This is a genomic window from Heyndrickxia sp. FSL W8-0423 (assembly GCF_038009395.1).
In the GTDB taxonomy this organism is placed as follows: domain Bacteria; phylum Bacillota; class Bacilli; order Bacillales; family Bacillaceae_C; genus Heyndrickxia; species Heyndrickxia sporothermodurans.
Genome location: NZ_JBBPBE010000001.1, coordinates 433,803 through 460,183, shown reverse-complemented (window position 1 = coordinate 460,183; position 26,381 = coordinate 433,803). Strand labels below are relative to the sequence as shown.

Genomic DNA, 26,381 nt, shown 5'->3' with positions numbered 1-26,381 from the left:
TTTAACCCAATAATCTTTCGGTGTATTGTTCGATGTATCATATAGAATTTCCTCCTGTTTTCAATTATTAGATATGAGCGCGTATGTTATTTAAATATTTCTATTTATTGAAAAACCTCTGTTTATTGTAAAAAATTATTAAAAAAACACACGATTAGCAAATTAAAATTAAGGGGTAAAAAACTGTCCAAATTTGGTAGGAGGGTTTGTACTTATAACTGAAGGTTGATTTTACCGAGTTTGAAAAATAAACGGAAAAATTCCGTTAATTTAGGGAAATACTCATATTTCCCTAAAAATAAGGGGAGTTTTTCCGCTTACCTCATCCAAATCTTTGGATTTTGGCTCATTTAGAGCAGTTAATCGGAATAACTCCGCTTATATCTACATCTTAACCCACCCTTATATACAATAGACGGAAATTCTCCGCTTATTATTTATATAAAGTCTTGGTTCCTAAATGTGATCTAGTCTTTTTACATTCTATAGGCTTTTTTGTTTTATGAAAATTTTTACACGATAAAGTAAACGATGACGCTAAGACAGATCGATGTGATGACCATGGCGATAAGTGGTCGCAGGGCTTTGGTGCGAAGGTCTTTTATGCTGACGTTAAGGCCAAGGCCGACCATGGCAGCAGTTAGACACCATGTTGTTACATTGGAAACGCCATTCGTAAAGCCGTCGGATACAGGGATCTGACTTCCAAGAACATAGCTTCCGAATAGACTCATAACGATAAACCCAATTAAGAACCATGGAAATTCAATTTTATTTCCAGCAGTTTCTTTCCCGTGTTTTTTTCGATTCACAAAATACATGAAAATAAAGCAAAGCGGAACAAGAAGGAAAACACGTCCTAGTTTAGCTAGTAAACCGATTGCTAAGGAATCCTCTCCACCCGGTGCAGCGGCTAAGGCCACATGGGCAATTTCGTGTAAACTTGTGCCAGACCAAATCCCATACTCGACAGGGGTTAATGGTAAAATAGGGCGAAGAATTGTATAAGCAATGGCAAAGATTGTTCCAACTAAAGCAATAATTCCAACTCCAATTGCAGTCTCTTCGTCCTTTGATTTAATGATTGGAGCGACAGCGGCAATCGCAGCGGCCCCACACACTCCGGTTCCGACTCCTAATAAAAGGGAAATTGTTTTATCCGCTTTAAACACTTTAGCAAGCCACATCGTAAAGAGAATCGCAAAGGCGATCACACCTACATCACGAATAAGCAGACCGATTCCGTCTTGAAACACCGTATTAATATTTAATTTTAATCCGTATAAAATAATAGCGAATCTCAAAAGCTTCTTCGATGAAAAATTAATTCCCGATCGAATCGCTTCCGGGTATCCAAAAAATTGTCGGAACACAATAGCAATCACTATCGCGGATGCAAGCTGGCCGACATGATCGAATCCTGGGACTTTTGCTAAAAAGAAGCCAAGTAAAGCAATAAAAAAGGTAAATGCAATGCCACCGACCCAAAGGAGGGAAGACGGTTTTCGCTTCGGTTCCATCGGTTCAAGTACTTTTGCTCTTTCTTCCATGTCAACACCTCCAAAATTATTCTATACTATTACGATAATTCATCATTGACGATAAGGAAAATAAATATATATGATGTTCATAATAAGTAAAACTTATAAAGGGGGGAGGGAAGCTATGATGGATCAGCATTTACTCGTGTTTGTCACGGTTGTAGATAAGGGGAATTTTTCACGTGCGGCCGAGGAGCTTCATATGACGCAGCCTGCAGTGAGTCAATACATACAAGCATTGGAACGATCTTATGGGGCAAAGCTGCTTGATCGGAGCAATAAATTCGTTCGCTTAAATAAAGCAGGTGAGATTGTGTACTATCACGCAAAGGAAATTTTAGGACTTTATTCGAAAATGCAGGGCCTCATTGACGATTTGACGAATCGGGCAAGTGGACCGCTGTCTATTGGAGCGAGCTATACATTCGGTGAATATGTGCTGCCACACTTAATTGCGAAACTCCATCAACAATTTCCACTCATTAAACCTAAGATTACAATTGGGAATACGAAAGAGATCTCAGAGTTAGTTATTGGTCACCAACTGGATGTCGGAATTATTGAGGGAGAATATAAGGACCCGCATCTTTCAATTGAATCTTTTACCGAAGATATGATGTATGTTGTTGCCTCTTCCACTCATCCTTTATCTTTGCAAAAAAAGGAGATCCCAATTTCCGACTTAGAGAAGGAAACATGGATTATCCGCGAAATAGGCTCAGGAACGCGAGAGGCAACAGAAACCATTTTCAAACGGTTATCCATAGCTCCAACAGATACGATGGAATTCGGCAGTACCCAATTAATAAAAGAAACCGTAGAATCCGGATTGGGCATCACTCTTTTGTCTCAACTGGCAATAAGAAAGGAAATTTCGATGGGATTGTTAAAAACTCTCCCTGTTAAAGATACTCCTTTTAAAAGAAGTTTTTCAGTCGTCTTACGAACTTCCTTTCAAACGAAAGCACTGGAAGTATTTATAAGATTATTAAAGGAGCAGTTTAAAAAAAGGGGCTTCTCTTAACGATAAGTAGTTCCGTTTCGGTAGACCAATTAATGTCCTTTTTGAGGATAATCAAAATAAGCGGATATTTTCCGGTAAAATAGCAGAATGGATCTCGGTTCGGGGAATATAAGCGGAGTTTTTCCGATTAAGCAAAGCAAAATTACTTATTTTTGCGTTTTTCAAGTTAATAGTCGGAATCTTTCCGGCTATTTAAGGTATTTTCAGTGCTATTTCTTAAATAAGAGAAATTTTTCCGCTTATTTATCAAACTCGATTTAGCGTCTAAATGAGCTTGTACAACTTCTCCATTAGTTAACAAAAGCTTGAGAAAAAAATCCCAAGCTTTTGTGCTAATTATAATGTTATTTGTGCTGCGATTTTAGATTTTATCCATGTTATCGAAAACTACTTATCTTAACGAGACAGCCCTATAAAAATGTACTTCCAATAAAGGAATAAACAATGATGGTCGCAAAAAGAATAGTGAGATGATTAAGTGAAAAAATAAACATTGTTGTCGCCCATTTTTTAGTTGTCATTTTTTTATAGCCAACAATACTTAAGATAAGCCAGGCAATACTTAAAATGAGTGCGACTAACATAATCCCGATGCTAAATGTGATAAAAAGAAAACTTGCAGCAATTAAAGCAATCAAGTAGATATTTGTTTGTATATAAGTTCGCTTAAATCCTTTAACGACAGGAAGCATTGGAACATTTGCTGCTTTATAATCATCATACTTGCGGATGGCAATTGCATAAAAATGAGGCATTTGCCAAAGAACCATGATGACAAACAGGCCTAGAAGTGCTGGATGCATCATGTTAGTTGTAATCGCTGCCCAGCCAATAAGTGGAGGCATTGCTCCTGAAATACTTCCAACTTCCGTATTATAAATGGTACGGCGTTTCGTCCACATTGTATAAGGCACAACATAGAAGAATAAACCAAGAAGCCCGAAGAGTGCGGCAAGTGGTGTTGTAAATGCAAGGGATACTAATCCTACTACGGACATGATGATAGCAAGCAGGAGTACAGTTTTTGGCTGCAGTGCACCTGTTACTGTTGGGCGATTTTTTGTCCGTTCCATAATGGAATCAATATCACGGTCATATAAATTATTAAAAGCACCTGCAGCACCTATCACTAGAGCTGATCCGATCATCGCTAAAATGATCTCAGGAATCTTCTCAAGCGGGCTATAATCATTTATAAATAAAGCCAATGTTAACCCTGCAAACATGGCTAATAAGTTTGATTTAATAATACCGGTCTTAACCGTCTGTGCCAAAATGGTCGTTAGCGATTGTTTTGAGACTGCGCTAGACGTACTTTGAACACTTTTATCGATCTTTACATCGCTTCGCATAGTTATCCTCTTTCCTTTTTCCAAGGTTATCTGCCATATAAGTTTATCATAATTCATAGAAGAAAAGTTTGTTCAGCTTTGAACAATTTTTAACAGATATATAAACAACTGCTTTTCTTATGTTAGGAAAAAGGAATTACCCACCATTTTGTCGAATGTATGGGAGATGGAAATTGGTAAATGTAATTTGAAAGGAGCAAGAATATTGACCCATTCAAAAAAAATACATACAGAAAAAGTCGGACTTTGGGAAGAGGTACTAGATGAATTAAAGTTATCTCTCGAACCTAATGCGATTAAGACTTGGTTTAGTAAAGCAACAATCGATAGATTAAGCGAAAATGAAATGCTGGTTTGTGCGGTTAATGAATTCTCGGCAGACTGGATTAGGAAACATTTTCAAGCTGATCTCGAAAAGGCTGTATGCAAAGTATTGGATCAGAAGGTTCGCATTCATATTTCTGTTCAATCGTCGAAGTAAACGAGATAAATTAACCGAGGAGGACGAGCGAATGAATTATTTATCGATTCGAAGAGCACGTCGGAAAGATATCGATGAACTAATCGACCTAATGCTCCAATATATCGTTGATTTTTATAAAAGACCGCGTCCTGAAGAGAAGGAGCTTCGAAACTTAATTGAACATTTATTATCTAATCCTGAAGTCGGCGTACAGTTTGTTGCAGAATTAGAAGGAAAACTGATCGGATTCTCCACATTATACTTCACTTTTAGTACGACAAGAGTGAAGAAAATTGCGATATTAAATGATTTATTTGTCGCTCCCAAAACGAGAGGTATGAAGATTGGAGAGCAATTATTCAAGGAAAGTTTAGCCTATACAAAAGCTAATGACTATGCGGCAATGTCATGGCAAACCGCACATGATAATCTAATCGGTCAGTCCTTATATGAAAAAATGGGCGGCCAGCAAACAAATGACGAATGGATTAATTATGAGATTAGTAATATGTAAGTATCGAAGGGGAAAATAGAGTGAAGAGAGTCAGTGCTGCATATAGATTTTATAAAAGGGATGGCCAAAATGTATAGGAAAGCGCCGGATGCATAAAGATTTTACAAGAAAAAGGACAAAAATGTATAAGGAAGCCCGGGTTGCGTATAGATTTTACGAGAAGAAGGACAAAAATATATAAGGAAAGTCCGGATACACATAGATTTTTCAAGTTGGAGGCCACAAATGTATACGAAACACGAAATGGAGAAAGCAATCCAACTAAGAGAAGAGGGACATTTAATAGAATCGAATGAACTACTGATTCAATTAGCCAAAGAGCATCACGGTGATCCCGTAATAAACTACCAATGTGCCTGGAGTTATGATGTGCTAGGTGAAGAACGTGAAGCTGTTCCTTACTATGAAAAGGCGATTTCATTGGGGCTTGAAGGGGAAGATTTAGAGGGAGCATTGCTTGGATTAGGAAGTACATACCGAACATTAGGTGAATATGAGAAGTCAAGACGTACTTTTTTAAAAGGAATCGAGTTATTTCCGCATAACCATGCAATACGGGTATTCTACGCTATGACCTTATTCAACTTAAAGGACCATAATCAAGCGATGGAAATTCTTTTAAAAAGTATAGCTGAAACATCGAATGATCCTCAATTGGTAAGCTACAAACGGGCGATTGAGTTTTACTCAGATAAATTAGATCAGGTTTGGGATTGAAAGGAGTAGTTACATGTTAAGTAAACAAGGTTTTGATTTATGGGCAAATGATTATGACCAAACGGTTCAACTAAGTGAGGAAAATAATCAATATCCTTTTGCCGGCTACAAAGAGATTTTAAATACAATTTTTAATGAGGTGATGCAAAAACCTTCATCTCATGTTTTGGATATCGGATTTGGAACAGGAGTTTTAACAACAAAATTATATGAACATGGGCAACATATTGACGGAATTGATTTTTCCGCGAAAATGATTGAAATTGCTAAAGAAAAAATGCCGCATGCCCATTTAATCGAATGTGATTTTTCACAAGGTTTACCTGATGGGGTAAAAGCGAAACGGTATGAATCGATTATCAGCACCTACGCATTACATCATCTAACTGACGAGAATAAGGTGGAGTTTATTAAGGAATTGCTGCCATTACTCAATGAACATGGGGCGATTTACATTGGAGATATCGCTTTTGAAACACGTGAAAAGCTCGAAGAATGCAGGCAGGAAAGTTTAGCTTATTGGGATCCTGATGAATTTTATTTCGTTAATGAAGAGATTGCATCGGCTTTGAGTGATGTTTGTAAATGTGAATTTCATGCAATTTCACATTGTGGCGGTGTGTTTATTATTTCTCGTTAATAACAGGGGAAAGAAATAGGAGGCTCGTTGCCCCCTATTTTTCAGAATGAGTGTATTCGATTAATTCGACCGCATTTTTTGGATCAGCCTGTGGGTCTACTTTTAATAAAATTGTATCAATATGTGGTTGAGTCTTCGTCGGGTCGGTTACTTTAACCGTCATTTTCACCTCGTAAATTCGTTTAGGAGGCTTAACGGAGAAGTTATTGTTAATTGTTAACTTCTGCATTTTGTCTAACGTCCAAGTTGCCTGGTCGCCATTTTCCTTTTTTACGACTTCCGTCACATAAGGGGAAATTACTTCAGCGAATATTTTATTAAAGTTTGCCGTCATTTTATTTTGTTGACCTTGATTAGCTGGTTCCGCCATTACAATGGAAGCATTTCCGAACACGAGTAAGCATGCTAATAAAACTGTTATTTTTTTCATTTTTTTCACCTCGAAGTTAATGTTTCCAGAATGTAGTTTTCTATTCATCTTTTTAAGGAGGTTTTTATGTGAAATACCCCATTTTAGAAAAAGGCGCAACAATTGGCATCACCGCTCCTTCTTCGGGCGTAGAAGCGGAATTACATGATTTGATTAAATCGGCATGTGATCGTATGGAACAGAAAGGTTATTCAATTATTTGCGGCGATACTGTATGGACACAGGAAAAAGCAAAATCAGCACCAGCAAAAATACGTGCGGCTGAATTTACTGACATGATGCAGAATGAGCAAATACAAGCAATTATTCCGCCGTGGGGTGGAGAATTGTTAATCGAAATTCTCGAATACATTGACTTTGAGCAAATGAAAAATAAGTGGGTGCTCGGTTATTCGGATCTAAGTGTTCTATTAATGGCTATCACGTTAAAAACGGGAATAGCAACAGCCCATGGAACGAATATCATCGACTTAAGAGGGGAAGTGACGGATGAGACGACCGCGATGTGGGAAACAGTTTTATCCACAAAACCTGGGGAAGAGGTACGTCAATATTCCTCTAACAAGTTTCAAAAGAATTGGCAACACGACAATCCATCCCCATGTGTGTTTCATTTAACAGAAGAAACAGAGTGGAAAACGACTACGAATAAAGATGTGAAAATAGAAGGTCGATTGCTGGGCGGATGCATTGATGTCATTAGACATTTAATCGGAACGCCGTATGGAGATGTGGCGGATTTTCGAAAAAAATATACGAATGGCGAACCTATCCTGTGGTACCTAGAAAATTGTGAATTAACAACCGCTGATTTACGGCGATCATTAGTTCAAATGAGGCTAGCTGGCTGGTTTGAAGGCTGCTCGGGAATTATGTTTGGCAGAAGTCCAGCTAATCAGCCAGTGGATAATTATACAGCTGAAGATATTTATGAGGAACTGTCAGCTGAACTGCAAGTCCCAATTATATATGACATCGATTGCGGTCATGTCCCACCGCAAATCACTTTCATTAATGGTGCATTTGCTGAAGTAGAAGTGGAGAATGGGAAGGGAATGGTTTTGCAGCGGTTTATTTGAAGGTAAGAGAATAAGAACAAAATCTTACCGAAGATCCCCTTTTGTGTAAATTATTTATTAATCTCGAATAATATAAATGAGTTTTTGGAAATTTGGAAAGTTCCTTCTTAACTGAAGGGCTTTTTTTCGTCTAGGGGCTAATATTTCAAATAAAAAAGACAGGTTCCCCCATCTACTGATTTCGTTGATCTAGTTTCTTCAATATGCTTCTTAAAATATCATTTCTTTCTTGCTGCAATCTAATGAACCGCAGTAGAAACCAAATGACAAATACGATCGGAACAACGTAAAAAAGAATCGCAATTAAAGGTAAAGTAGAAGTAAAGATAGAAACCCAAGACATATTCAAACCCTCTTTCGAATGTTATTGGATAATTGTACCACGTAGGAAATAGCTGTTGTACAATAAATTTAATATAGCCATACATTTTGGCTGAAGATAAATTTCTGAAATCTAACGGAGGAAAATCAAATGAATCATATTCCAGTAAGGGTAAATGAAGTCTTATCGGTTTATTTTGATTTTTTTGAGTCAAAATTGCCTAATTTGCTTGATTCCTATTATCTTTATGGTTCTACATCATTAGGAGAATATAATGAAAGACAAAGCGATATTGATTTCATAGCTGTTGTGAAAAGAGAAATGAGTGAAATAGAGATACATAGGTTGAAAGACATACATTATCATATGCAAAAAAGATTTCCTCATACGACTTTAGATGGGGTGTATATTCTTCAAATTGATTTGGAATCTCCCAATAAAAATACTCCGTTATGCCCCTATTTTAACGATGGAAAGTTCCAAGGATTTAAGAAGTTTGATCAAAACTCCATTGATGCCTATCAATTAAAAAAATACGGGGTTACTGTGAGAGGCGAAAAACTTGAAAATGTTAATTTTGATGTAAATTGGGATGTCTTAATAGAAAATATGCGCGCTAATCTGAATACATATTGGCGTAACTGGGCGAATGATTGTAAACAGTTCCTCTCTTTAAAATACATTGGGTTATTTTTTAATTTAGGAATGATCGAATGGGGAGTATTAGGCGTATCCCGTCTTTATTATACATTCCGGGAAAAGGATATAACCTCAAAAGTAGGGGCTGGAGAATTCGCGTTAAGGACCGTTCCTCAAAAATGGCATAAGATTATCAATGAATCAATGAGATTGCGGAAGGGAAATAAAAAATCCTTTTACACATCAGTTTTTGCGAGACGAAAAGACGCATTAGATTACATGGAATTCATCATTCGAGAAAGCAATCGTCTTTTTACTGAAGATAATAGACTAAGGAAATAGGGGAACTCTGGGTATTCGCCGTTTCATTTAGAAAATGCCTACATAAATTATAGGGTATTAACCCATAAGGAGAGATGCCCATATGTATCCGTTTGTCAATTATCAAATACCGTCCGTCCCATACGAATATAACCCATATGACGAGTATCAGGACTATTATGATCGCAATACACAAGTATCACAGCTACTTCAACTTCCACAATGGCGGCAGTTGGAACGTCGTGTCACTCAGCTTGAAAGGCAAAATGAACGCCAAGAAAGAGAAATTAATCAATTACAGCGCCGACTTCAACGAGTCAATCAACGGCTTCGTGTCATAGAGAACAGATTCAATATTCCGTTCACACCATTTGATGGGGAATTTTGATTACCACAAGTAATTTTTTCCTTAACATTTAGTCGCAGCTTGTATACTTTCTAAAACAAACGAAGAAGGTTATTTTGACAACTCCGAAAACTAAAATTTTAATAGGAAATCAGGGGAAAATCATCTGCTGATTGCAAGAAAATTCTGTATAATATATTTAGGTAGGAGCACTACTATCTGGTGCTCTGTTTTTATTAGAAAAAAAGTGGGGGTGAGGTATTCAATGTCTAATGATAATGAGATTTTATTTGAAAAGGGTAAACAAAATGATTCAAAATTGAAGATAGAAAGGAAAGAGGGAGAACCGACTCCAGCTTTCAAAGGGGCCTCTTGGGCAGCGCTATTAGTAGGTGTTGCGGCATATCTAATAGGCTTGTTTAATGCAACGATGCTATTAAATGAAAAAGGCTATTACTTTGCGGTCTTAATATTCGGGCTCTACTCAGCGGTATCCTTACAAAAAGCAGTAAGAGATAAAGATGAGGGAATACCAGTTACTACTATTTATTATGGAATTAGTTGGTTTGCGCTTATTGTAGCAATTGCATTAATGGTTATCGGTTTATACAATGCAGGAAGTATTGATTTAAGTGAAAAGGGATTTTATGGTATGGCATTTGTGCTTAGTTTATTTGCTGCGATAACGGTTCAAAAGAATATTAGAGATACACAGAGAGCAAGGGAAAGGGATTGAGTTATTTTTGTTCATTTGACTGGAGGCTCTTTCATATCTGACAATCAATATTGCATTAGAAAGGGCGGTATTTTAAAATAATCCCGCTCTTTCTAATGGATATTCATCAAAAATTATATGTATCTTCTAAAATAAGAAGAGAGTATTACTTTCTCTTCTCCTACATAGCCCACAGATTCAATTGTATATTTTCCGTATTTATAACTGACTTTTTTTGTATTCATGTCTTTTGCTTGCCTCGTTTCATCATACTTGGCAATTAATAAAGAAATATTTGTTTAAAAAGGGGTGTTTGTATGGAGGATCTGCTCTTAATGATTCTATCTATTCTAGTTATCATTTATAAAATACAGAAAAACAAAGAAATCTTAAGAAAGCTTACAAATATTCAATTGGTAGGTGTATCTTTGGCCTTTCTTTTAACGATAATATTGAGTTTTTCTTGCATTTATTTTGGTGGCAAATGGATTAGGGGATATTCCCTCCATCCGGTTCTGACGTTCATAAGTCAAGTGATTATTATCATTGTATCAATGGGTTTAGGAGTAACAGCCTTATATAAAGTTTTATATAAAATTACTAAGGGGATTCTTCCTAAAGAAAGTGAGTAGCTTCCTTTTGGTTAACATAAGAAAAATAGGATTGGTAAATAGTGTTTTGCCTATAAAAAACATATAATAGTTACATCAATTAAATATATATAAACTGTTAGCCGAAAGGAAGATAATATAAATGGAAATAGGCGTAAGTACGTTTGTCGAAACAACTCCGGATGTGGTAACCGGTAAAGTAATTAGCCACGCACAAAGATTGCGTGAGGTAGTGGATGAAATAGTTCTAGCTGACCAAGTAGGCTTGGATATTTTTGGTGTGGGTGAGCATCATCGGAAAGATTATGCGGCATCATCTCCAGCAGTTGTACTTGCTGCAGCTGCTTGAGGAACAAGAACCAGTGTATATACTAAAGAAGTATCTCCAAAGCAGTTTATGGGGAACATGAAGCAACATTTCTGCAAATGATGTACCTCAAGCTAAGCCTGAAAAACATCTAATCAATTGGAAACGAGGATTGTTGGGAGAAGAAGGCGAAAATTCGATATTTGGAGAAAACTGAACGAAAAGAAAAAACCGATCCTCTTGCTAAGAGAGATCGGTTTCATTTAAATACTATTACTGAAATTTTAAAAAAAGTCCTTATGATTGATATTTTTTAATTAATTCAACAAAGGCATTCACAAAAGTTTGCAAAAATTGAACTGTTCCATCATTGTTTATTTTACCGTTTTCATCTATTAAGTTTGCTGAATTGGCTAGATAGACTTCTGGTTGTTGAACAATCGGCATATTTAAAAATGTTAGTGATTGGCGTAAATGGTGGTTTGCACCAAATCCGCTCAAATTACTTATAGATTGGCTAATAATCGCTGCTGGTTTGCCATTCCACACACTTTCGCCATACGGTCTTGAACCTACATCAAGCGCGTTTTTTAATACTCCTGGTACAGAACGGTTATATTCAGGGGTTACAAATAAAACAGCGTCAACTCCCTTTATCGTGTTGCGGAAGGTGGTATATTCTGATGGGGAATTACCATCATACTCCTCATTATATAATGCGAGATTGCCGATTTCGACAAACTCTGTTTCATAACCTTCAGGAAATAGCGAGGCAACATTTTTCGCAATTTTTTTAGATAAAGATTCTTTTCGTAGACTTCCAACTACAATACCAATTTTCGTCATTTTTCATCATCCTTTTTTCTTTTTAGTCTTTCTCTACATGCATATATTGTTTATTAGAATGAGAGAAATATGCATTTTTTATAGTATTTTAATAACTATCTTCCCTTTTGCATGGTGAGTTTCACTGAGTGCGTGAGCTTCTTTGATTCCTTCCGCTGATAGTGGAAAGGTATGTCCGATGATCACTTTAAGTTTCTCATCTTGGAGAAGTTCAGCAAGTTTTTTTAATTGTTCTCCATTAGGAATCAGCCAAACAAGATCAGATTTAATATTTTTTTGTAAAGCTTTTTGTTGATCAGGTTTAGAAACGATAGATGCTAATCGGCCCCCTTCCTTTAAAACGGTAAAGCTTTTTTCCTGTACTTCTCCCCCTAATGAGTCAAGAACGAAGTCAAATTGATGCAGAATGCTTTCAAAATCTTGTGTTTTATAATCAATTACCTCATCAGCACCGAGGGATTTCAAAAAATCAGAGTTCCTTGCACTAGCAGTTGTAGCAACATAAGCCCCCGCATTTTTTGCCAATTGGATGGCGAATGTTCCAACTCCACCTGCACCCGCATGTATAAGTACTTTTTCTCCTTTTTTTACATCGCCAAACTCAAATAAACATTGCCAAGCGGTTAATCCAGTTAATGGTACACATGCCGCTTCTTCATAGCTAATATTATCTGGAATTTTGGCTAGGAGATGAGAATCAATTGCTGTAAATTCAGCATAAGTTCCTCTATTTGTAGTCTCTGGACGAGCAAAGACCTTGTCTCCAATTTTAAAATTTCTCACATTACTACCTAATTCAACAATGTCTCCCGCTGCATCCCATCCTAAAATAATAGGGAAATCAAAAGGTAACATTTCTTTTAAATATCCTTCTCTCAGTTTCCAATCAATCGGATTAATGGAAGTTGCATGAAGCTTCACCACAACTTGATTTTCTTTTGGTGTCGGTTGTTGCATTTCTTTTTCCTTAAGTTCCTCTTTGCCGCCATATTTTTCAATCACAATCGTTTTCATTGTACTCACCCTCGATTCGAAAATGGATTATTAAAAAAATTAATGTAGTAGTTTTCATGGTTTTGATGACCGAAACTTATGAAGATTAATCGGAAAAATTATGCCTACTGGCTTTTTAACCAGCAAAAAAACGCTTGGAGTTTAAATCCAAACGTTTATATATAAATTAAAACGCCGCTGTCCAGCCTGCATCTGCTGCAAGCACAGTTCCTTGATTCATCTGAAGCTATCATTGTCAATACAACCTGGAGGGACTTCCAAAAGGTAGATATTCCCGGATCCATTAATTGATGGTGGAATCCAACTGGGATAGAGTAAAGAATAAGTAATAAGAAAGTAAGCCTCAATAAAGAATTACTAAAAATCTTTCCACCAAATGATCTTGGAAATCGCAACATACCAGTATATGTAAGCTGGAAGTAGTCAGAAATAAACGAGTGGGTGGCCAAATAAAATAAAAAAGCAAAGAGACAGCGTTTTAGACGCCTACTCTTTGCTTGAAGTTTTGATGCAATATCTATACTGAATATTCTTTAAAGTAATACAGCCATGAAGTTTTTCTAAATAGGGTTTATAATGTTAATCCACCATCTACAAGAACAATCGAACCTGTCATATAGCTTGCTTTATCTGAAGCTAGAAAAGCAACCATCTCAGCGAGCTCTTTCGGATCAGCATAACGGCCCATTCTCATATTGGAAACTTCGTCTGGCACGTAACCGCCTTGTGCAAACTGTGCTTCTACACCAGTTGTTAAAGTAGTTCTCACACCGCCGGGACAAAGGGCATTAATGCGGATTCCTTTTTTTGCATATTCCATTGCAGCACCCTTTGTAAATCCTACAACTGCATGTTTACTTGCAGAATATACAGCTACACTATGTTCAGGACGAACCCCTGCAGTAGAAGCCGTGTTAATAATGGAGCCGCTGCCTTGCCCTTCCATTACTTTTAACACATATTTCATTCCAAGGAAGACTCCTTTTACGTTAATATCCATAATGCGATCAAATTCGGATTCCTCTACCGAAGTGAATGGAGCAAACTTTTGGATAATACCTGCATTATTGAAAAATATATCAATACGTCCGTATGTTTCGACTGCTTTGTTTACATAGTTTTGTACATCTTCAGTTTTCGAAACATCTGCTTGAACGAAGATTCCTTCGCCGCCTTGTTCTTTCACTAGTTTTAATGTTTCTTCCCCAGTTTCCTTATTGAAATCGACTAATACAACAGTTGCGTCGTTTTCGGCAAGTTTCAAACTGCTTGCTCTTCCGATTCCACTTCCTGCCCCGGTGATAACAGCAATTTTATTTGATAATTCCATGTATATCTCCCCTTGTCAATTATTTAATACATGACCTAGTATATCCCTTGTAATGATTAATTTATTGTATTATCTTACGATTAATAGTATTTATTTAATGGAATGAATTTGAAGGAGATTATTAAACATAGATGGAGATAAACGTAGCTGATTTACAATATATATGCGAGCTAATTTACAAAGCTCATAACATATCAGTGTATAATGTTAATCAATTTGGTGAATTTGAATATGAATTCTCAAGAAGTGATTTGCGGGAGAATCCATATTATGCCCCTTTTATGGAACAGATAAGTGTATACACTTATGAAGATGATCCAAATGATTTTCCTATCTTTTTTACAAATTCAAATTTGAATTTTTTCTTTATAAATCTTAAAAAATCCAACCTTTTTATAGGCACTATTATTGTCGGACCAGTCCTTGAGTCAAAAATATCCGGTGAAACGATTACCAAAATTATGGACGCTTTTAAAGGGGAGGTGAATAAAAGGCAGCTTATTGAATATTATCAATCCGTTCCTATTATGGATAAGCAGCAACTGCTGACGATTAGTTTATTAATGTATTATTTAATTTATCGTAAAAAATTAGATGAAACATTTGTTGTACAAAACAATCAAGACCTAACTCCCGACTTAATTGAAGTAGCAGATCTAGATCTTGAGTTATCTAAAGGTAGAAGGAATTTTCTTTTTCATTCCAATCTTTCATATGAAAGGGTTTTGCTAGATTATGTTAAGAACGGACTTTTCAACACGAGCGCCTTGCGTTGTATGGGCAGAAAAGTATTTCCCTTCCAACTGTACAGTGTCCATTCCAATATGGATTAAAATTTCTGCACCTTCGTCTGTAGTAATCCCAATCGCATGATTAGTTGGAAATAAGGCTGAAACCGTACCAGATACAGGCGAAACTAATTTACCTTCTGATGGTTCAATTGCTACGCCCTTTCCTGTTCAAATTACAGAGATGGTTAATACAATTTTGAATATCGTAAAATACCATTTTAAAATGGAATTAGACGAGAATTCAGTGAATTACGAACGGTTTTTAACTCATCTTCGCTTCTTCGCTGTTCGGTTTGTCCGCAAAGAAAAATTGGATGAATCAGTCGATCAATTCTTTTTTGAGCAGATCCAATTAAAGTATCCGGATGCATATGCATGCGCAAAAAAAATCACCGCTTATTTAAGTAATCAGTTTAATTGGGAATTAACGAAAGACGAGGAAATTTATTTAACAGTGCACATCCATCGGGTTACGAACCGCCAAAAAATGAAGGAAGAATCCGATTAAAAGTACTTTAAAATGATTTTTAAGAAAGCGTTGACATATGGTGAAAGCGCTGTTACAATAAATCTAAATTAATAAGTAAATTCTTTTAGGATTGTTACTGGTAATGCAGGCTAAACCTAAATTGCTCCGTCTTTTATTGACGTGCAATTTAGGTTTTTTTGTTGGCTGTTCAATACAAGCAGCTTACATTTTTACAATAAGGAGGCGGATCTTTCATTCAAACAAATTTAATAACTTCGTTTAGGAATGTTACCTATCTGGGCATAACCTGAACTAATCTGGAAAGGCATATACATGCGTATTCAGATTGGTTCAGGTTTTTTTATTCAAAATGATAACAAGAAAGAAGGGTCATTTTATGAAATATGAACAACTAGCTAAAGATATTATTGAAAATGTCGGCGGCAAAGAAAATGTAAATAGTGTTGTCCATTGTATTACTCGTTTACGATTTAAATTAAAGGATGAGGGGAAAGCCAATACAGATGTTCTAAAAAATATGGATGGCGTCGTTACGGTCATGAAAAGCGGTGGTCAGTATCAAGTAGTCATCGGCAATCATGTGCCTGATGTGTATAAAGATGTTGTAGAGATTGGAGGTTTTCAAAACCAATCACCGGTTGAAGAAGATGGGGACAAGAAAAAGCAAGGCGTGTTTAATAGTTTCATCGATATCATTTCCGGTATCTTTACTCCGACATTAGGGGTATTAGCAGCAACAGGGATGATTAAAGGATTTAACTCCTTATTTGTCGCATTAGGTTGGTTTAGTGATAAATCTGGAACGTATCAAATTCTAAATGCAGTTGGTGATGCGTTGTTCTACTTCTTCCCAATCTTCCTTGGTTATACGGCAATGAAGAAATTTGGCGGAAGTCATTTTATCGGGATGGCAATTGGTGCAGCGTTAGTTTATCCAACGCTATCTGGTTTATCAGCTGGTGAGCCGTTGTACACATTATTTGCTGGAACGATGTTTGAATCACCAATTCATATAACTTTTCTAGGGATTCCAGTAATCTTAATGTCTTATTCTTCATCAGTAATTCCAATTATTATTTCTACCTATGTAGCAGCAAAATTGGAAAATTGGCTTAAAAAGGTTATTCCTGATGTTGTAAAAATGTTTTTAGTTCCATTTTTCACTTTGCTTATCATTGTTCCACTTACATTTATTGTTATTGGACCAATTGCAACATGGGCAGGGCAGCTTATCGGACAACTAACCCTTTGGTTAATTGGTTTAAGTCCAATTGTTGCAGGTATCTTCCTTGGAGCATTCTGGCAAGTATTTGTTATATTTGGCCTACACTGGGGTCTTATCCCGATTGCAATTAATAATATTATGGTCATGGGTCAAGATACAATCTTGGCATTAATTTTTGCCGCTACATTTGCACAAATTGGTGCTGTTCTTGCCATTATGCTTAAGACAAAAGATAAAAAGTTAAAATCATTAAGTATTCCAGCATTTATTTCCGGTATTTTTGGTGTAACAGAGCCAGCGATTTATGGAATTACGCTTCCAAGGAAAAAACCGTTTATCATTAGCTGTATTGCAGCAGCTATCGGCGGAGGAATTATTGGTGCCTTTCACGCGAAATCATATATGATGGGCGGTCTTGGCATATTTGCCTTCCCAAGCTTTATTAGTCCAAAGGAAGGAATTACAATGGGACTTTGGGGGGCAGTCATTGGAGCTGTAGCAGCGTTCATTCTAGGTTATATTCTAACTGCTTTATTTGGCGGAAAAGAAAAGAAACTTGCTGAGGGTTTAGGAGCAACAGTTGGAACACAAACGACTGCAGAACAAAAACAAGCTGTAAAACATCTGAAAAACAAAAGATTTTTTATGGGGTGGTGCCCTCGCTGCGAATCAAGTAGAAGGCGCCTATATTGAAGATGGCAAGGGATTAACTACAATTGATGTCATGCCAACAGGGAAAAACCGTTGGGATATCGCGACAGGGAAGATTGAATCCTTCAAGCCGATTGAAGGTGAATTTTATCCTTCACATGAAGCAATTGACTTTTATCACCGCTTTAAAGAGGATATTGCTCTTTTTGCAGAAATGGGATTTAAAGCATTGCGTGTGTCAATATCATGGGCGAGAATTTTTCCAAATGGAGATGATCAAGAGCCAAATGAAGCAGGCTTGAAGTTCTATGATGACTTATTTGATGAGCTTTTGAAGTATGGAATTGAACCGGTAGTGACGATTGCTCATTTTGATGTACCTATACATTTAGTTGAGGAGTATGGAAGCTGGAGAAATCGTAAACTAGTTGTGCTATTTGAAACATATGCGAAAACAATTTTTAAACGATATAAAGACAAAGTGAAATATTGGATGACATTTAATGAAATTAATATGCTTCTTCACCTACCGTTTGTTGGAGCAGGTCTTGTTTTTAAAGAAGGTGAAAACAAATTACAAATTCAATATCAAGCAGCTCACCACCAACTTGTAGCAAGTGCACTAGCAGTTAAGGCATGCCATGAAATGATTCCGGATGCGAAAATTGGTTGTATGCTTGCTGCAGGAATGACCTATGCTCCAGATCAGCCACTTGTTCAATTAGAAAATGCCAGTGTGACAAAAGTTGAATATAAAGATGGTAAATACACTGTTAAATCTGTGAATGACATGAGTTATGTTGAAAAGGGAGAAAAAGGCCAGTAAGCTAGTTCAAACGGAGAAAACCTTTAATCTTTGTCATTCATTTATAGAAGGTTTATAATAGATGTAAATTGAATAATAATTTTTCCAGGATTGTTACTGGTAAAGCAGGCAAAACCTAAGAAAGCATAAAGTCTTGTTACGGCAGGATAAATTCTTTCTTAGGTTTTTTGTTTTTTTGTAGAACATTAAGTGAAAAATTAGGAGGAAGAAAAATGGCTACGAATGGTAAAAAATTTCCTGAATCTTTTTTGTGGGGTGGGGCAACCGCTGCTAACCAATTGGAAGGTGGATTTCACGAAGGAAATAAAGGGATGAATATTGCAGATGTACTTCCGGGAGGAAAAGAACGTTTAGCAATCTTGCAGTCACCAGGATTTGACTTCCAAATTGACGAGAGTAAGTACTATCCTAATCATGAAGCGATTGATTTTTATCATCGATATAAAGAAGATATCGCATTATTTGCTGAAATGGGTTTCAAAGCATATCGGATGTCTATTGCATGGACTCGGATTTTTCCAAATGGGGATGAGTTAGAACCAAATGAAGATGGATTAGCCTTCTATGATCGTGTTTTTGATGAACTACATAAATATGGAATTGAACCAGTTGTCACCATTTCGCATTATGAAATGCCTGTTAACTTAGTAAAAGAATATGGAGGCTGGAGAGATCGTCAGGTTGTTACATTCTTTGAAAGATATGTGAATGCGATTTTTAATCGTTATAAAAATAAAGTGAAATATTGGATGACGTTTAATGAAATTAATAGTGGTTTAATGATGCCAATTATGGGTCTGGGTTTCTCTATCCAAAAAGAAGAAGACCGTTACCAAGGTACATTCCAGGCTTATCATCATCAGTTTGTTGCTAGCAGTATTGCGGTAAAAGCTTGCCATGAAATAATCCCGGATGCCAAAATTGGTTGTATGATCTTATTTGCTCCAGTTTATTCTTACGATAGTAATCCTGAAAATGTGATGTATGCACTTCAGGAAGAAAACATATTTAATTATTTTTGTGCAGATGTTCAAGTACGTGGTGAATATCCAACATTCATCAAACGTTATTTCAAGAAGCATAATATTGAATTAGACATCCATGAAGGTGATCTTGAACTTATTAAAAAGCACACAGTAGACTATATCGGTTTCAGTTATTATATGTCCCGAACAGAGAAGAAGGACAAGAGTGATCAAGAGAATACTCAAGGAAATATTATGTCCGGTGTAAAAAATCCATTCTTAAAAGCAAGTGATTGGGGTTGGGAAATTGACCCAATTGGACTTAGAATTTCATTAAACAAACTATATGGCAGATATCAAGTTCCATTATTCGTTGTGGAAAATGGGCTAGGAGCGTACGATAAAGTTGAAGAAGATGGCTCTATTAATGATGACTATCGAATTGATTATTTACGTGAACATATTAAAGCAATGGCTGAAGCGATTGAAGACGGTGTCGACTTGATGGGATATACAAGCTGGGGATGTATTGACTTGGTGAGTGCATCAACCGGCGAATTTTCGAAACGCTATGGTTTCATCTATGTCGATAAACATGATGATGGCAGTGGTACATTAGAACGTAAGAAGAAAACATCCTTCTACTGGTATAAGGATGTTATTTCTACGAATGGGGAAAAATTATAAATCATGACTTTATGATATAGTATTATAAAGGGGAGATTTCATTGAAATCTCCCTTCTTATCAACAAAACTTTTGAAAAGAGGGTTCCAAATGAGTAAATCTAGCAGTTCATTGAAAGGCTATGTTGGTACTTATACAAAAGGAGACAGCGTAGGAATTTACAGCTTTACTTTAAATACGGAAATACCTGAAATTAAAGATGTACAAGTAGCAGCTGAGTTAGGCAATCCTACATATTTGACTATAAGCCAGGATAATCAGTATCTTTATTCTGTTATTAAAGAAGGAGATAAAGGTGGTGTAGCGGCTTATTCCATTTCTGATCAAGGTGAATTACATTTATTAAATAGTCAGCTAACAGAAGGAGCCTCACCTTGTCACGTTAGTGTAGATAATGAAAAAAATTATGTAGTAACAGCCAATTATCATAAAGGAACAGTAGAATTGTACCCAGTCAACAAGGAAAATGGGTCAGTTTCACCGGCATCTTCTACTGTACAGCATGAAGGCTTCGGTCCTAATAAAGACAGACAAGAAAAACCACATGTCCACTATTCAGGTTTTACTCCTGATGAAAAATACATTGCTGTAATCGATTTAGGAATTGATAAATTAATTACATATGCAAACAATGATGGTGTATTAGAAGAAGTAAGTAGCTTATCTGTTCAGCCAGGAAGTGGACCAAGACATTTAGAGTTCCATCCGAACGGAAAATATGCATATTTAATGACGGAGCTAAGCTCTGAAGTCATTGTTTTATCATATGACAGTGAAAAAGGTTCCTTTAAGGACATCCAATACATTTCAACAATTCCTGCTGACTTTACTGCCAATAATCAAGGAAGTGCGATACATGTCACAGCTGATGGTCAATTTGTCTATGTTTCAAACAGGGGACATAATAGCATTGCTGTCTTTAGTGTTGATCAAGAATCCGGAAAACTGACATTTATTGAACACACATCTACTGAAGGAGATTGGCCAAGGGACTTTGTGCTCGATCCATCGGAAAGATTTGTTGTTGCCTCCAACCAAGAGTCAGGCAATCTCGTGCTATATACAAGAGATACTGCTACCGGTAAATTAACGCTAGTTCAGTCTGATATAGCAGTGCCTTATCCGGTATGTGTTAAATTTTTGAAATAATATACTACCTCTATAAGATAAAAAAGCTGACTCAAAAGGTTTTTAATGAGTCAGCTTTTTTATGTAACTTCCTAAGAAAAAAATATATTTTTTATTTAAATGTATAGACATTTAAAAGTAAATGACTATAATAATATTTGTAAGCGGTTAATGAAAGCGTTATTAATTGTTCTATTAAACTACTATTCATATACAAGATAAGGAGTCTGATTTCGATGAAAAAAATTTTATTAGCTTGTAGTTCAGGAATGTCAACTAGTCTTTTAGTTACAAAAATGGAACAATACGCAGCTTCAATCGGTGAAGAAGCGAAGATTTGGGCAGTTGGTCAAGATCAAGCGAAAAAAGAAATGGCTGATGCCGATGTTGTCTTAATAGGACCACAAATGAGTTTCTTGAAAGGCGAATTTCAAAAAGAAGCAGACAAATACGGCATTAAAGTAGATGTCATTGATATGATGGCTTACGGTTTGGCAGATGGTAAAAAAGCTTTTGAACAAGCTGTATCTTTAATGTAACGGAGGATTAGTATGGAAAACGTAAATGTAGATGAACTAACTGGTGAACAAATTAATTTTATGCTGATTCTTCATAGTGGGAATGCAAGAAGTAAAATCATTCAGGCACTACGTGAGTATCGTGAAGGCAAAGTTGAAGAAGCAGATAATCTATTAGTTCAAGCAGAAGAAGATTTGAATAATGCCCATCAGATTCATTTTAAGATGGTACAGAAAGAAGCTTCAGGTGAAAAGGTCGAGTTTGCAATGCTGTTAATGCATGCAGAAGATCATTTAATGTCAACGATAACAATGAAAGAACTTGTGAAAGAATTATTAGATCTATTTAAACAAAAAAATATCTAAAAAGGGGAAAAACAATGTTCGAGAAACTAAGTAAATACCTTGTTCCGATTGCTGGTAAACTTAATAACAATCGCTATTTGGCAGTGTTGCGCGATGCATTTATGCTTGCCTTCCCATTAACTATTTTTGGTTCGATCTTCGTTGTTTTAACTAATTTGCCCTTCCTAAATAAAATAATGAGTAAGGGAGCAATCGCTAATTTCCAAGATATGTTTGGTATTGCTTCATCAGCAACAATGGGAATCATGTCCGTCTTCGTTGTTTTTGGTATAGGTTACTATTTGTCTAAAAGTTATAATGTGGAAGCTGTTTTCGGTGGAGCAATTGCCCTTGTCTCCTTCTTAATATTAACACCATTTGTCGGTCAAGCAGAAAATGGTGATATCGTAACAAGCGTTATTCCTTTAGACCGATTAGGTGCAAAGGGAATGTTCCTTGGTATGATAACCGCATTCCTAGCAACTGAAATTTACCGTCGTATCGTTCAGAAAAATATTACTATTAAAATGCCTCCTGGTGTTCCACCAGCAGTAGCGAAATCATTCGCGGCATTAATACCTGCACTTATTACATTAACTGTATTTTTAGGGATAAATATTTTTGTCACACAATTATTTAACACAAATATGCATGATGTCATTTATAAAGCAATTCAATCCCCACTAGTTGGTTTGGGAAGTGGAATTATTCCTACTTTAATTGCGATATTCTTTATTCAAGTTTTATGGTTCTTTGGATTACATGGACAAGTAATAATCAACTCTGTCATGGATCCAATCTGGAATACTTTAATGATTGAAAACCTAGAGGCATATAAAGCTGGAAATCCTGTACCGAATATTATCTCAAAACCATTTATGGAGATCTACACAGTAGGTATGGGTGGAACAGGTATGACATTAGCAGTTGTCCTTGCGATTCTTATATTTATGAAAAGCAAGCAAATGAAGCAAGTAGGTAAGCTTGGCTTAGGACCTGGTTTGTTCAATGTAAATGAACCAATTATCTTTGGTTTACCGATTGTTATGAACCCGATTATCGTTATTCCTTGGATTGTGGCACCGATGATTGTGACACTCGTTTCTTACTTTGCGATGTCTACAGGGCTTGTTCCACCACCAACAGGGGTAGCAGTTCCATGGACGGTTCCATTCTTTATCAACGGGATAATGGCTACAAACTCATTGGCCGGCGGAATACTACAACTTGTAAACATGGTCATTGTTTTCGTCATCTGGTTCCCATTCTTAAAGGCATTGGATCGCATCAATGTGCAAAAGGAAAAAGTAGAAGTAAACAAAGCTGGATAATTGTTAACTTTATAAATCATTTAAAAGGGCAGGTAAAAAATCGGAATATGCAAGAGATTTTGCAAAACCGTATTCACTGCCTTTGTTTTTTGAAGATTCAACCAAGATTTACTAAAATGAAAAAGGAGATATAATCATGGCAAGTATGAATGAAATAAATTATCGTTTCCCTGAAGGATTTTGGTGGGGATCAGCAGCTTCTGGTCCACAAACAGAAGGGGCAGCAGATGTAGACGGAAAAGGAAAAAATATTTGGGATCATTGGTATGAAGTCGAGCCAACTCGGTTCTTCGATGGAGTGGGACCTAACAAAACTTCACAATTCTATTATAAATATAAAGAAGATATTAAGTTAATGAAAGAGACTGGCCATAATTCATTCCGTATGTCTATAAGTTGGTCTAGATTAATCCCTGGTGGGAAAGGCGAAGTAAATCCGAAAGCAGAGGAATTTTATAATAATGTCATTAATGAAATGATTAATAATGAGATTGAGCCGTTTGTGAACTTATTCCACTTTGATATGCCGTTTGAATTGCAAGAAATTGGCGGATGGACAAATAGAGAAACCGTACATGCATATGTAAACTATGCTCGTACTTGCTTTGAACTATTCGGTGACCGAGTAAAATACTGGTTTACTCATAACGAACCTATTGTTCCGGTTGAGGGTGGATATTTATACGATTTCCATTATCCGAATGAGGTGGATTTTAGAAAGGCGGCTCAGGTAGCTTACCATTCTATTTTAGCGAGTGCTATGGCCATTAAAGAATATAAATCGTTAAATCAAGGTGGAAAGATCGGGATTATTTTGAACTTGACACCTTCATACCCAAGAAGCCAAAATCCTGCAGATGTGAAAGCTGCAGTAATAGCAGATGCATTCTTCAATCGTTCATTTTTAGATCCTTCTGTAAAAGGTGAGTTCCCAAAAGAGTTAGTCAAAATTTTGAAAGAAGAAGGATATTTGCCAGCTATTGAAGAAGAGGATTTAGAGCTTATTAAAAATAATACCGTTAACATTCTTGGTGTCAATTACTACCAGCCTAGACGTGTCAAAGCTAAAGAAAACATGCCAAATCCTGAGGCGCCATTTATGCCAGAGCGTTTCTTTGATAACTATGTGATGCCCGGTCGTAAAATGAACCCGCATCGTGGTTGGGAAATTTATGAAAAAGGTATTTACGATATTCTTATCAATTTGAAAGAAAACTATGGAAATATTGAGTGTTTTATTTCTGAAAACGGTATGGGTGTTGAAGGAGAAGAAAAATTCCGTAATGATCATGGCATGATTGAAGATGATTATCGAATTGAATTTATTCGGGATCATTTAAAATGGGTTCACAAGGCCATTCAAGAGGGTAGTAATGTAAAGGGATATCATATGTGGACATTCATGGACAACTGGTCATGGACGAATGCTTATAAAAATCGTTATGGTTTTGTCTCCGTGAATCTTGACAAAGATGGTGAACGAACAGTTAAGAAAAGCGGAAAATGGTTTAAAACTGTTTCTGAACAGAACGGTTTTTAAAAAAGATGGTTGGTTTCAACCATCTTTTTTAAAGCTATTGTATGATAGAAAGTAATATCATTAATTAGGATGGAGAATCGCAAATGACTAAGTATGAGATAATTTCATCTGAAATGAGAAAAAGAATAAGGGAACAGTATTATCCTATTGATCAGCCTATACCTGATGAAATTTCGTTAGCTAAAGAATTCGAATGTAGCCGAATGACCATGAAGAAGGCCCTCGACATATTAGTAATGGAAGGGTTGCTTTACCGTAAAAGAGGGCATGGGACATTTATCGTTCAATCAGCTATTAATGACAAGCGGGTTTTTGTTGATACGAACGAAGGATTTTCTAAACTAATGCGAAATAAAAAAGTAACAAGTAAAATAATAAAATTTGAAGTTCAATTTCCGTCAGAAGAAGTGGCTATGCAATTAGCAATTGATATAAAGACCCCAGTCTATGATATTATTAGGTTAAGGCTTGTCGAAGATGAACCATATGTTATAGAAAAAACATACATGCCATCTACATTAATTCCAGGTATTAATGATGAAATTCTTAAGGGGTCAATCTACTCCTATATCGTCGACAATTTGGGTTTAACGATAGCAGGATCTCACCGAAAAATAAGAGCCTGCAAGTCAGATAAGCTTGATCAAGAACATTTGGTATGTTTCCCTGATGATCCGATTCTAGAAGTGGAACATGTAGGATTTTTAAATAATGGCGTTCCTTTCGAGTATTCTTTTTCACGTCATCGATATGATAAATTTGAAATTACAACAATTAACTTCAAACGGTAGTAGGGGGAGAATTCATTATGTTAGGGGCAATTGAAGCAGGTGGTACAAAATTTGTTTGTGCTGTTGGCGACCATCTAGGCAATATTAAAGATAGAATCCAAGTTCCGACAACTATTCCTGAGGAAACAATGAAGGACGTTATTTCCTTCTTTCGGAAATATCCAATAGAAGCAATTGGAATCGGTTCGTTTGGTCCTATCGATGTGAATCTCGATAGTCCAACATATGGGTATATTACTTCCACGCCAAAAACAGCATGGAAGAATTACCCTTTCATGCAGACGATAAAAGAAGCATTTTCGGTACCGGTTGGCTTTAACACAGATGTAAATGCAGCAGCATTAGGAGAAGCAACCCTAGGCGCGGCAAAAGGTTTGGATAGTTGCCTTTATATTACAATTGGTACTGGAATTGGTGCGGGGGCAATCGTACATGGGAAGCTGCTTCAGGGTGTGACCCATCCGGAAATGGGCCATATTTTGGTTCGGCGTCACCCCGATGATTCATATAAAGGGAAATGTCCTTATCATCATGATTGTTTAGAAGGTCTTGCGGCAGGTCCTAGTATTGAAGAACGTTGGAATGAAAAGGGAATTAACTTGGCTGGACGTTCGGAAGTATGGGACTTAGAAGCTTATTATATTGCTCAAGCACTTATGCAGTACATGCTCATTCTTTCACCAAAGAAAATCATTTTAGGTGGAGGGGTAATGAAACAGAAACAGATTTTTCCTCTGATCTATAAGCATTTAACGGAATTGGTGAATGAGTATGTATCCTTGCCGGAGCTATCGAATTATATTGTTAGTCCGGGATTAGGAGATAATGCTGGAATTACGGGATCGCTCTTACTAGCACATGAAGCATATCAAAATCAATAAAT

28 protein-coding genes and 4 pseudogenes are annotated in these 26,381 nt (G+C 36.4%); 23 read left to right on the top strand and 9 right to left on the bottom strand.

Features of this window, described 5'->3' with window-relative positions:
* Positions 1 to 512 precede the first annotated feature (512 nt).
* Complete coding sequence (locus MKY81_RS02245) at positions 513 to 1,550, bottom strand: YeiH family protein (protein ID WP_066235003.1); 1,038 nt, start codon at positions 1,548 to 1,550, stop codon at positions 513 to 515.
* A gap of 118 nt (positions 1,551 to 1,668) precedes the next feature.
* On the opposite strand from MKY81_RS02245, the gene MKY81_RS02240 reads away from it, so the two are divergent.
* Positions 1,669 to 2,565 carry a LysR family transcriptional regulator gene (locus MKY81_RS02240; RefSeq protein ID WP_107920528.1) on the top strand — a complete coding sequence of 299 codons (897 nt, stop codon included), beginning with the start codon at positions 1,669 to 1,671 and terminating at the stop codon, positions 2,563 to 2,565.
* 410 nt (positions 2,566 to 2,975) lie between these two features.
* Here MKY81_RS02240 and cyoE read toward each other — a convergent pair whose 3' ends face one another.
* Complete coding sequence (cyoE, locus tag MKY81_RS02235; protein ID WP_066235000.1) at positions 2,976 to 3,917, bottom strand: heme o synthase; 942 nt, start codon at positions 3,915 to 3,917, stop codon at positions 2,976 to 2,978.
* A 205-nt stretch (positions 3,918 to 4,122) separates the two neighbouring features.
* On the opposite strand from cyoE, the gene MKY81_RS02230 reads away from it, so the two are divergent.
* The 4 genes from MKY81_RS02230 to MKY81_RS02215 all read left to right on the top strand — a co-directional run bounded on the left by MKY81_RS02230 (position 4,123) and on the right by MKY81_RS02215 (position 6,251).
* Positions 4,123 to 4,398: a DnaA N-terminal domain-containing protein gene (locus MKY81_RS02230; protein ID WP_160331479.1), complete on the top strand. Its 276-nt coding sequence runs from the start codon at positions 4,123 to 4,125 to the stop codon at positions 4,396 to 4,398.
* A gap of 31 nt (positions 4,399 to 4,429) precedes the next feature.
* On the top strand, positions 4,430 to 4,894 hold the full coding sequence (locus tag MKY81_RS02225) for a GNAT family N-acetyltransferase (RefSeq protein WP_066234993.1): 465 nt from the start codon (positions 4,430 to 4,432) through the stop codon (positions 4,892 to 4,894).
* Positions 4,895 to 5,119: 225 nt separating this feature from the next.
* Positions 5,120 to 5,611, top strand: a complete 492-nt coding sequence (locus MKY81_RS02220) for a tetratricopeptide repeat protein (RefSeq protein WP_066234991.1) — start codon at positions 5,120 to 5,122, stop codon at positions 5,609 to 5,611.
* A gap of 13 nt (positions 5,612 to 5,624) precedes the next feature.
* A complete protein-coding gene (locus tag MKY81_RS02215; RefSeq protein ID WP_107920526.1) occupies positions 5,625 to 6,251 on the top strand; it encodes a class I SAM-dependent methyltransferase in 627 nt (208 codons plus the stop codon).
* A gap of 34 nt (positions 6,252 to 6,285) precedes the next feature.
* Here MKY81_RS02215 and MKY81_RS02210 read toward each other — a convergent pair whose 3' ends face one another.
* The gene (locus tag MKY81_RS02210) at positions 6,286 to 6,681 is read right to left on the bottom strand and encodes a DUF3888 domain-containing protein (protein WP_165797712.1); all 396 of its coding nucleotides are present in this window, start codon (positions 6,679 to 6,681) and stop codon (positions 6,286 to 6,288) included.
* Positions 6,682 to 6,749: 68 nt separating this feature from the next.
* On the opposite strand from MKY81_RS02210, the gene MKY81_RS02205 reads away from it, so the two are divergent.
* Positions 6,750 to 7,760, top strand: coding sequence for a S66 family peptidase (locus tag MKY81_RS02205; protein WP_066234985.1), 1,011 nt, complete (start codon positions 6,750 to 6,752; stop codon positions 7,758 to 7,760).
* A 172-nt stretch (positions 7,761 to 7,932) separates the two neighbouring features.
* Here MKY81_RS02205 and MKY81_RS02200 read toward each other — a convergent pair whose 3' ends face one another.
* The gene (locus MKY81_RS02200; protein ID WP_341116500.1) at positions 7,933 to 8,103 is read right to left on the bottom strand and encodes a hypothetical protein; all 171 of its coding nucleotides are present in this window, start codon (positions 8,101 to 8,103) and stop codon (positions 7,933 to 7,935) included.
* 129 nt (positions 8,104 to 8,232) lie between these two features.
* Here MKY81_RS02200 and MKY81_RS02195 point away from each other — a divergent pair, with 129 nt between their 5' ends.
* From MKY81_RS02195 to MKY81_RS02175, 5 genes and pseudogenes are all read left to right on the top strand, one after another.
* Positions 8,233 to 9,063 (top strand): aminoglycoside adenylyltransferase domain-containing protein, encoded by an 831-nt coding sequence (locus MKY81_RS02195; RefSeq protein WP_325948063.1) that lies wholly within the window; start codon positions 8,233 to 8,235, stop codon positions 9,061 to 9,063.
* 82 nt (positions 9,064 to 9,145) lie between these two features.
* The gene (locus MKY81_RS02190; protein ID WP_066234980.1) at positions 9,146 to 9,430 is read left to right on the top strand and encodes a hypothetical protein; all 285 of its coding nucleotides are present in this window, start codon (positions 9,146 to 9,148) and stop codon (positions 9,428 to 9,430) included.
* Between the two features lie 223 nt (positions 9,431 to 9,653).
* Positions 9,654 to 10,124, top strand: coding sequence for an inner membrane protein YiaA (yiaA, locus tag MKY81_RS02185; protein ID WP_066234977.1), 471 nt, complete (start codon positions 9,654 to 9,656; stop codon positions 10,122 to 10,124).
* Between the two features lie 296 nt (positions 10,125 to 10,420).
* Positions 10,421 to 10,735: a hypothetical protein gene (locus MKY81_RS02180; protein WP_066234972.1), complete on the top strand. Its 315-nt coding sequence runs from the start codon at positions 10,421 to 10,423 to the stop codon at positions 10,733 to 10,735.
* 121 nt (positions 10,736 to 10,856) lie between these two features.
* Positions 10,857 to 11,060: pseudogene (locus MKY81_RS02175) on the top strand (LLM class flavin-dependent oxidoreductase); the annotation flags it as partial.
* A 258-nt stretch (positions 11,061 to 11,318) separates the two neighbouring features.
* On the opposite strand, the gene MKY81_RS02170 reads toward MKY81_RS02175, so the two are convergent.
* The 4 genes from MKY81_RS02170 to MKY81_RS02155 form a co-directional block, all read right to left on the bottom strand.
* The gene (locus MKY81_RS02170) at positions 11,319 to 11,867 is read right to left on the bottom strand and encodes an NADPH-dependent FMN reductase (RefSeq protein ID WP_108072826.1); all 549 of its coding nucleotides are present in this window, start codon (positions 11,865 to 11,867) and stop codon (positions 11,319 to 11,321) included.
* Between the two features lie 78 nt (positions 11,868 to 11,945).
* Positions 11,946 to 12,881, bottom strand: a complete 936-nt coding sequence (locus tag MKY81_RS02165) for an NADP-dependent oxidoreductase (RefSeq protein WP_108072828.1) — start codon at positions 12,879 to 12,881, stop codon at positions 11,946 to 11,948.
* Between the two features lie 155 nt (positions 12,882 to 13,036).
* Complete coding sequence (locus MKY81_RS02160; protein WP_181294692.1) at positions 13,037 to 13,330, bottom strand: cbb3-type cytochrome c oxidase subunit I; 294 nt, start codon at positions 13,328 to 13,330, stop codon at positions 13,037 to 13,039.
* Positions 13,331 to 13,452: 122 nt separating this feature from the next.
* On the bottom strand, positions 13,453 to 14,211 hold the full coding sequence (locus MKY81_RS02155) for an SDR family NAD(P)-dependent oxidoreductase (protein ID WP_341116498.1): 759 nt from the start codon (positions 14,209 to 14,211) through the stop codon (positions 13,453 to 13,455).
* Between the two features lie 131 nt (positions 14,212 to 14,342).
* On the opposite strand from MKY81_RS02155, the gene MKY81_RS02150 reads away from it, so the two are divergent.
* Positions 14,343 to 15,044: a PocR ligand-binding domain-containing protein gene (locus tag MKY81_RS02150; protein ID WP_341116497.1), complete on the top strand. Its 702-nt coding sequence runs from the start codon at positions 14,343 to 14,345 to the stop codon at positions 15,042 to 15,044.
* Here MKY81_RS02150 and MKY81_RS02145 read toward each other — a convergent pair.
* Positions 14,946 to 15,167, bottom strand: a pseudogene (locus MKY81_RS02145) (PTS sugar transporter subunit IIA); the annotation flags it as partial. The gene MKY81_RS02150 and the pseudogene MKY81_RS02145 overlap by 99 nt on opposite strands.
* A 16-nt stretch (positions 15,168 to 15,183) precedes the next feature.
* Between MKY81_RS02145 and MKY81_RS02140 the strand changes: the two are divergent.
* From MKY81_RS02140 to MKY81_RS02090, 11 genes and pseudogenes are all read left to right on the top strand, one after another.
* Entirely contained in the window at positions 15,184 to 15,510 is a 327-nt protein-coding gene (locus tag MKY81_RS02140) for a PRD domain-containing protein (RefSeq protein WP_341116495.1), read from the top strand.
* 358 nt (positions 15,511 to 15,868) lie between these two features.
* Positions 15,869 to 17,272, top strand: a pseudogene (locus tag MKY81_RS02135) (PTS transporter subunit EIIC); the annotation flags it as partial.
* A 79-nt stretch (positions 17,273 to 17,351) separates the two neighbouring features.
* Positions 17,352 to 18,065 (top strand): annotated as a pseudogene (locus MKY81_RS02130) (family 1 glycosylhydrolase); the annotation flags it as partial.
* Between the two features lie 341 nt (positions 18,066 to 18,406).
* Entirely contained in the window at positions 18,407 to 19,846 is a 1,440-nt protein-coding gene (locus MKY81_RS02125) for a glycoside hydrolase family 1 protein (protein ID WP_341116494.1), read from the top strand.
* An 89-nt stretch (positions 19,847 to 19,935) separates the two neighbouring features.
* A complete protein-coding gene (locus MKY81_RS02120) occupies positions 19,936 to 20,994 on the top strand; it encodes a lactonase family protein (protein ID WP_341116492.1) in 1,059 nt (352 codons plus the stop codon).
* A 215-nt stretch (positions 20,995 to 21,209) separates the two neighbouring features.
* Positions 21,210 to 21,512 carry a PTS sugar transporter subunit IIB gene (locus tag MKY81_RS02115; RefSeq protein WP_108072843.1) on the top strand — a complete coding sequence of 101 codons (303 nt, stop codon included), beginning with the start codon at positions 21,210 to 21,212 and terminating at the stop codon, positions 21,510 to 21,512.
* Between the two features lie 12 nt (positions 21,513 to 21,524).
* Entirely contained in the window at positions 21,525 to 21,857 is a 333-nt protein-coding gene (locus tag MKY81_RS02110; protein ID WP_341116489.1) for a PTS lactose/cellobiose transporter subunit IIA, read from the top strand.
* A 14-nt stretch (positions 21,858 to 21,871) separates the two neighbouring features.
* Positions 21,872 to 23,167, top strand: coding sequence for a PTS cellobiose transporter subunit IIC (gene celB, locus MKY81_RS02105; protein WP_341116487.1), 1,296 nt, complete (start codon positions 21,872 to 21,874; stop codon positions 23,165 to 23,167).
* A gap of 145 nt (positions 23,168 to 23,312) precedes the next feature.
* Positions 23,313 to 24,707, top strand: coding sequence for a glycoside hydrolase family 1 protein (locus MKY81_RS02100; protein WP_445663935.1), 1,395 nt, complete (start codon positions 23,313 to 23,315; stop codon positions 24,705 to 24,707).
* An 83-nt stretch (positions 24,708 to 24,790) separates the two neighbouring features.
* Positions 24,791 to 25,498 carry a GntR family transcriptional regulator gene (locus tag MKY81_RS02095; protein ID WP_108072848.1) on the top strand — a complete coding sequence of 236 codons (708 nt, stop codon included), beginning with the start codon at positions 24,791 to 24,793 and terminating at the stop codon, positions 25,496 to 25,498.
* Between the two features lie 17 nt (positions 25,499 to 25,515).
* Positions 25,516 to 26,379: an ROK family protein gene (locus MKY81_RS02090; protein ID WP_181294693.1), complete on the top strand. Its 864-nt coding sequence runs from the start codon at positions 25,516 to 25,518 to the stop codon at positions 26,377 to 26,379.
* Positions 26,380 to 26,381 lie beyond the last annotated feature (2 nt).